6 protein-coding genes are annotated in these 6,829 nt (G+C 72.7%); all 6 read left to right on the plus strand.

Annotated features, from left to right (window positions below; all coding sequences use genetic code 11):
- Nucleotides 1–307 precede the first annotated feature (307 nt).
- Genes ABZ464_RS46550 through ABZ464_RS46575 form a run of 6 tightly spaced genes read left to right on the plus strand, consistent with a single transcriptional unit; the run spans nt 308 to nt 6,733 of the window.
- Complete coding sequence (locus ABZ464_RS46550) at nt 308–1,387, plus strand: radical SAM protein (protein ID WP_359288018.1); 1,080 nt, start codon at nt 308–310, stop codon at nt 1,385–1,387.
- A 56-nt stretch (nt 1,388–1,443) separates the two neighbouring features.
- Nucleotides 1,444–2,073 carry an iron-containing redox enzyme family protein gene (locus ABZ464_RS46555; protein WP_359288023.1) on the plus strand — a complete coding sequence of 210 codons (630 nt, stop codon included), beginning with the start codon at nt 1,444–1,446 and terminating at the stop codon, nt 2,071–2,073.
- A complete protein-coding gene (locus ABZ464_RS46560; protein ID WP_359288019.1) occupies nt 2,070–2,270 on the plus strand; it encodes an aroma-sacti cluster domain-containing protein in 201 nt (66 codons plus the stop codon). Before ABZ464_RS46555 ends, ABZ464_RS46560 begins: the two co-directional genes overlap by 4 nt.
- Before the next feature lie 32 nt (nt 2,271–2,302).
- Entirely contained in the window at nt 2,303–5,341 is a 3,039-nt protein-coding gene (locus ABZ464_RS46565) for an adenylate/guanylate cyclase domain-containing protein (RefSeq protein ID WP_359288020.1), read from the plus strand.
- Complete coding sequence (locus ABZ464_RS46570) at nt 5,338–6,144, plus strand: S8 family serine peptidase (RefSeq protein WP_359288021.1); 807 nt, start codon at nt 5,338–5,340, stop codon at nt 6,142–6,144. The genes ABZ464_RS46565 and ABZ464_RS46570 overlap by 4 nt, the downstream gene beginning before the upstream one ends.
- 55 nt (nt 6,145–6,199) lie before the next feature.
- Nucleotides 6,200–6,733 (plus strand): GAF domain-containing protein, encoded by a 534-nt coding sequence (locus ABZ464_RS46575; protein WP_359288024.1) that lies wholly within the window; start codon nt 6,200–6,202, stop codon nt 6,731–6,733.
- The last annotated feature ends 96 nt before the right edge of the window (nt 6,734–6,829 follow it).

Genomic DNA, 6,829 nt, shown 5'->3' on the forward strand with positions numbered 1-6,829 from the left:
CTCACCGTTCAACCGGCACGAAGCCGACGGCGGTTCGAGAGCGCTTGACCGCTTCGACATCCACAACGCTAGGCAGCCCACGTTCGGCATCGGTGGTCACTTGGTATGCAAGCGGTTTTGGCCTTGCGCAGCCGGGCCTCCGACCGCGGCACCGCCCTTCCGGGCCCCCGTCGGGGGTCCTGAATCTCCGCTCCGAGCTGGGCGCATACCGGTGCCCTACCGGAAAGCAGCCATATCCGCACCGCGTCCCCGCACAGTCGTAGGCGTCCAAAGCGACCACGTACGGACAGCGACGGAGGAGGAGACCATGCGGCTGGCCGAACTCATCGCCCTGCGGCCTGTCCCGTGCGCGGGACTGCTCCTCACGCTGACCCGGCGCTGCCCGCTCAACTGCGCACACTGCTCGACCTCGTCCACCACGGCCGGTGAGGAGCCGGTGGCGGAGCAACTCCTGCGGTTCACCGAATCGTTCACCGACGCCGATCGCCCGGAAGCCGTGCTGCTGACCGGCGGGGAACCGCTGCTGCTGCCCGGCCTGGTGGGTGAACTGGCAGCCCGCGTCAGGGCGGCCGGCTCCCGCACGGCGCTGCTGAGCGGGATGTTCTTCGCCCGGGGCGGGCGGATACCGCGGCCGGTCATGCGGGCGATCACCGCCGTCGAGCACTTCTCGGCGAGCCTGGACGTCTTCCACGAACGGGAGATCGCGCGCCGTGACGTGTTCCGGGCGGTGCGTCAGGTGCTCGACTCGGGCGTCCCCGCCAGCTTTCACCTCACCGGCTCCGGGCCGCGCGATCCCTACCTGGCCGAACTGACCTCCGAGATCAGGCGCGAGTTCGACGACCGGGTGCCGATGCTCGTCAACCACGTGCGGGCGGTGGGCCGGGCCGCCGCGTGGGCGGGCGTCGGCGCACGGACCGGCGCAGGCCACCAAGCCCTGCCGTGCGCCATGGCAGCCTGGCCGGTCGTGGCTTTCGACGGCGCCGTACTGGCCTGCTGCAACCAGCGGACGGTGGACCTCAGACCGGTCCCCGACCACCTGGCGCTCGGCCACATCGCCACGGACGACTGGGCGACCGTACGACGACGCTCGCTGTCCTCTCCGATCCTGCGGATGGTACGCGCCCTCGGGCCGGCCCGGCTGTACGAGCGGTACGCCCCCGAGGCGGCCGGAGCCGGGTACTGCGACGGATGCCGGGGCCTCACCGAGCAGACCGGCCTGGTGGCCGCGGTCACCAGGGACGCGTCGGGACCGGTCGGTGAGCTGCTGGACCAGGAGGCTGCCAGGACGCAGGCCGCGGCCGGGCCGGCCGCCCTCCTGAAGCGCTACGGCTGCGCTCCGTACGCCCCTCTGGTGACCCTGCCCGACCTCACCGGGAACCGGCGGTGAGCGCGCTCAGCGCGTCGGAGGCACTGCGCGTCAAGCTCGATCTCGCCGCCCCCGCGCTGCACGCCGCCACCACGGCGCTGTGGGACACCGACCCGGGCCGCCTGCGCGCACGGTACGTCGAGTACCTCCACGCGATGCACATGCTGATCCGGGCCTCGGTACCCCTGATGGAGGCGGCCGCCCAGCGCTGCCGCGAACTGTCCGGACCGGACCCGCTCGCCGCCCCTCTCGGCCGGTTCCTCGACGAGCACGCGCGAGGCGAGCGCGGCCACGACGCATGGCTGCTGGAAGATCTCGCCGCCGCCGGCGGCGATCCCGAGGCGGCCGTGCACCGGCTGCCTTTCCCGGTCGTCGCCGACCTGGCCGGAGCCCAGTACTACTGGCTCCGGCACCACCACCCCGTCGCGCTCCTGGGCTACATACGGGTGCTGGAAGGCAACGCCCCAGCCTCCTGGCTGGCCGGCCGGCTCGCGGGGCTCACCGGTCTGCCCGCCGCGGCGTTCCGGACGCTGCGCGAGCACGCCGCACTGGACACCGGGCACACCGCCGAGGTCGACGCTCTCCTCGACCGGCTCGCGCCGACCCACGCGCAGCAGGCGGCGATCGGTGTCAGCGCACTTCGTACGGCCGACGGGATCGCTCGGCTGTTCTCTCAGCTCACCACGGTTCCGGGAGGCCCGGCATGACGGACGATCAGATGGCGCTCGAACGGCTGAGCGCGGCGGGGTTCACGGTTGCCGCCCTCACCGCCGAGCAGCTCGACGTGCTGGCGCGGCTCACCCGGCACGAGCTGGACCTGCTGGTCGATATCAAGGGCCGGCTGGACGAGGCGGGGCCCGAGGTGCAGGCCCACGGCGAGATCGCCGGCGGCGCGCTCTTCTGAGCGTGACCATGGCCCGGGAGGACCCGAACACCATGCCTTGCTCCGAGTGCGGAGGCGATCTGCCGGAGAACGCCCGGTACTGCCCGTCCTGCGGGGCCCGCCGCCACGCTCCGGCCGTCGCGGTACCCGAGTCCCGCAAAGTCGTCACCGTGCTGTTCTGCGACCTCGTCGGCTCCACCGCGCTCTCCGGCGGACTGGATCCCGAGACACTGCGCGCGGTGACACTGCGCTACTTCGACCTGATGAGTCGTCAGATCGAGTTCTGCGGAGGCACGGTCGAGAAGTTCATCGGGGACGCCGTCATGGCCGTGTTCGGGGTCCCCGTGGTGCACGAGGACGACGCCCGGCGCGCGCTGGCCGCGGCACTGTCGATGACGGCCGCCCTGGCAGAGCTCAATGCCGAGCTCGAAACCACCCTGGGTATCCGCCTCGACGTGCGGATCGGAGTCAACACCGGTCAGGTGGTGTCCGGTTCGGACGCGTCGGCCCGCCAGGCGCTGGTCTCCGGAGAGACCGTGAACGTTGCTGCCCGGCTGGAGCAGCATGCGGGGCCGGGCGGCATCCTCATCGGACCCGACACCCTGCGATCGGCCGGACCCGCCGTACGCGCCGAACCCGTCGGCCCGCTCTCGCTCAAGGGCAAGGCCGATCCCGTTCAGGCCTACCGGCTGCTGGGACTCGACGAGGACGACCCCGGACTCCAGCGCCGCTTCGATCTGCGCTTCGTCGGTCGGCTTCCCGAACTGGCCGCCCTGGACGCCGCCTTCGACGAGGTGACCGCCCTGCGCGGGGCGCGCCGCGTCCTGGTGCACGGCGAGGCCGGGATGGGCAAGACCCGGCTGGTCCGGGAGTGGCTCCACACCCGTACGCCGCGTCACGGCGCCGGCCGTTGTCGGCAGTACGGCGCACAGGGCAGCCTCGGCCCGCTCGGCGAGGCCGTGACCGCCCTGCTGACGACGGACCGGACCGGTGAGGATTCGGGGGAGGCCCTGCGGGTGCTCGCGGGCGGCATCCTCCTCGACGGCACCCCCAACCCGTCGGTCGAGGACACCTGCGCCGCACTCGTGCAGGTGCTCAGCCTGCTCTCCGCGCCACGGCCGGCTGTCCTGGTCATCGACGACTGCCACTGGGCCGGCGGTCTGCTGCTGGACGTCCTGGACCGTCTCCTCGCCGAACTGGACCGGGCCGCGGTCCTGCTCATCTGTGTCGCCAGGCCGGAACTGCTGGAGAGCCGGCCCGGCCTGACGGCGGACCCGCGCGTCCGGGATCTCGGCCTGGGGGGCCTGTCGTACGACGACTCCGCGGCCCTGGCCGCGCAGCTGGCGGATGTCGCCGCCCACCGGAACGACACTCCGACCCGGCTTCTGGAGCGGGCCGGCGGCAATCCCCTGCATCTGGAACAGCTGCTGGCCGGCACCGAGACCGGTTCACAGGACGAGCTGCCGCACACCGTGCAGGCACTGCTCGGAGCGCGGATCGATGCCCTGCCCGCGAGGGAGCGGCGGACCCTCGATCACGCGTCGGTGATCGGACGGGAGTTCGCCGTCGGCGACGTCGCCGGGCTGTGCGGTGATCACGACGAGATCAGGACCGCCCTGCTCGGGCTCAGTCGGCGGCGCCTCGTCGAGCCCGTACGGCAGGCCTCGTTCCGGTTCACCAGCGGACTGGTCCAGGAGGTGACGTACGCGTGCATGTCGAAGCGCGCGCGGGCCGAAGGGCACGAGAGGGCGGCGGCCCTGCCCGCGGTCCGCGCGGCCGGGCCGGCGGCCGTGGGCGGTCATCTGGAACGCGCCTACGGCTTCCGCCGTGAACTCGGTGTGCTCGACGACTCGGTGCGGACCCTGCGCGGCCGGGCCGCCGACGCCCTCGGCCGGGCCGGCGCCCAGGCACTCACCCGGTCCGACCTGCCCTGGGCCGAGGATCTGCTGAGCCGTGCCGCGGCGTTGCGCGGCGAAGGCGAGCCCGGCGGTGCGGCGGCGCTGCGCAGGCTCGGCGAGGTCCGTGCCGCACTGGGCCGCGCCGACGAGGGACGCCTGCTCCTTCAGCGGGTGCTGGCCACGTCCGCCGACGCGGTGGAGCACGCGCACGCCCGTCTCGCCCTGGCCGCCCTGGCTCCCGGAGGGGAGTCACCGGCCGTTGCCGCAGCCTCCGTGATGCCGGTGTTCGTGGCAGCGGGCGACGATCTCGGCCGGGCCAGGGCGTGTCTCCGGCTCGCTCAGCAGTGCCAGTCCGAGGGACGGTACGGGGAGGCGGACCGATGGCTCACCCAGGCACTCACCCATGCGATCCGGGCGGACGGCGAGCCGGAGCGGGCCGCGGCCCTCGGGGCGATCGGCATCTCCCTGTGGCGGGGCCCGCTGCCCGTACCGGAGGCAGTGAAACGCTGCCAGGCACTGCTCCAGGAGCACGGACCCGGTCGACGGACCGTGCGCGTGACACTGAGCTGCCCCCTGGCCGTTCTGCACGCCCTTCAGCACCGGTGGACGGCTGCCCGGGAGTGCCTGGCCGAGGCCGGACGGCTGGCCGGGGAACTGGGTTATGCCGAGACAAGAGTCGTGATCCCGCTCTTCGCCGCCATGGTCGAGACCCTCGCGGGCCGAGCCGATCAGGCCCGGTCACTGCTGGACACGGCGACCGGATCGGCCCGGGAGCTGGGGACGAGGGCCCTCCTGGAGACCGCCCTCATGGAGTCCGCCAGGCTCAGCCTGGACGGCGCGGACGTGGCGGCGGCCGCCGGCATCCTCGCCAGGCTGTCCCGGGGCGACGCCCGGACCCACGCCGAGGCCGCGGACGCCGACGGTCTGCTGGCCAGGGTCGCCGCCGCCGACGCGCGAGACACCGAGGCGCTCCGGCTCGCCGCGCGCGCCGTCGCCGCGGCCGGCCGGACCGACTCTCCCTTGGTCCGCGCCGTCGCCCGGCTCGACCAGGCGTACGTCCTCAGCTCGCTCGGCATGCGGGACCGGGCCGCGGCGGCCGCCCGCGCGGCCGGTGCCGCCTTCGCCGCGAAGGGGCATCTGCCCGGTGCGCGGAGGGCCCGTGACATCCTCGACGAACGGAACGATCGCCCGTGACCACAGCACCGCCGCACGGCCTCACCTGGCGCCTGCACGGCAAACGCCCCGAGGACATCTCGGTGACCGCCGACGAGGCTCACGTCCCCGCCGCTCTGGAGGAATCCACGGGCCGCGGCGTGCGGGTGTGCGTCGTCGACTCGGGCGTCGAGGACGACCACCCGGCCGTCGGACCGGTGAACGGCTCCTGGGCGGTCCGCAAGGACGAAGCCGGCATCCGGGTCGAGGAGACCGAGGCCAGGGACGTGTGCGGCCACGGCACCGCCTGCGCCAGCATCATCCGCCGGGTGGCCCCGGACTGCGAGGTGTACAGCGTGCGGGTGCTGGGGGAGCGCTTCTCCGGTACGGGCGATGTCCTGCTCGAAGGACTGCGCTGGGCGGTGCGACAGGGCTTCGACGTGATCAATCTCAGCCTCTCGACCACCAGGACGCGCTTCGCCCAGGAGCTGCGCGCCGTCACCGACGAGGCCTACTTCAACCGTACGGTCATCGTCGCCTCCGCCCACAACGCCCAGGTGGAGAGCTTCCCCTGGCGCTTCGCCTCGGTGATCTCGGTGGGCAGCCACGGCGAGGACGACACCGGACTGCATCTCTACAACCCGCAGCCGCCCGTGGAGTTCTTCGCCCCCGGCCAGAACGTGGAGGTCGGCTGGCTAGGCGGCACCACGATCCGCTCCACCGGAAACAGCTTCGCCACACCGTTCATCAGCGGTCTCTGCGCACGCGTGCTCTCGACGAGTCCTCGGATGACGCCCTTCCAGTTGAAAAGCGCGCTCTACGCCTCCGCCGCCAACGTCCGTTAGCAAAGGTGCCGTCGTGTCCCTCGATGTACAGCCCTCGACCGCGTCCCACGACCGGATGGCCCTCGAACTCCTGCAATCCGTCGTCGACGTCGCTCGGGCGATCTTCGACGCCCAGGCCAGTTCCGTGTTCCTCCTCGACGAGGAGGTGGACGAACTGGTCTTCCAGGCCGTCTCCGGGCAGGGCGAGGACTTCCTTGTCGGCCGGCGCTTTCCGGCCGGCCGGGGCATCGCCGGCTGGGTGGCGGTCTCCGGGGAGCCGCTCGTGGTCGACGATCTCGCCGCGCACCCGTCCTTCGACCGTTCGATGGCCGAGTCCACCCGGTACGTGCCCAGCGCTCTGATGGCGGTGCCCCTGGTCCACGGCGGCCAGGTCCTCGGCGTACTGGAGGTACTGGATCCGGCCCAGCAGGCCAGGTCCAGTCTGCCGGAGCTCGACCTCCTCGCCCTGTTCGCCCGGCAGGCCTCGGTCGCGCTGCGGTTCCTGACGACGACGGACACCACGGCAGGCCGTACCACCGGACTGCCGTCCCGCAGCCGTGCGGAGGCGGGCCGGCTGATCCGCGAACTGGAGAACCTGCTCCTGGGGTGACACGAGGTGTGCAAGGGGGTGTGCCAGGAGGTGTCGTACCGCGGCACGACACCTCCTGGCACAGCGCGAGTGGCCGCCGCCGACCCAGGGTCGGCG

This window comes from Streptomyces sp. NPDC005820, from assembly GCF_040630255.1.
Classification (GTDB): domain Bacteria; phylum Actinomycetota; class Actinomycetes; order Streptomycetales; family Streptomycetaceae; genus Streptomyces.

Excerpts from the sequence above, each read along its gene's own strand:
- ABZ464_RS46550 (WP_359288018.1), top strand. The coding sequence starts at position 308 with ATGCGGCTGGCCGAACTCATCGCCCTGCGGCCTGTCCCGTGCGCGGGA.
- ABZ464_RS46565 (WP_359288020.1), top strand. The coding sequence starts at position 2,303 with ATGCCTTGCTCCGAGTGCGGAGGCGATCTGCCGGAGAACGCCCGGTAC.
- ABZ464_RS46560 (WP_359288019.1), top strand. The coding sequence starts at position 2,070 with ATGACGGACGATCAGATGGCGCTCGAACGGCTGAGCGCGGCGGGGTTC.
- ABZ464_RS46575 (WP_359288024.1), top strand. The coding sequence starts at position 6,200 with ATGGCCCTCGAACTCCTGCAATCCGTCGTCGACGTCGCTCGGGCGATC.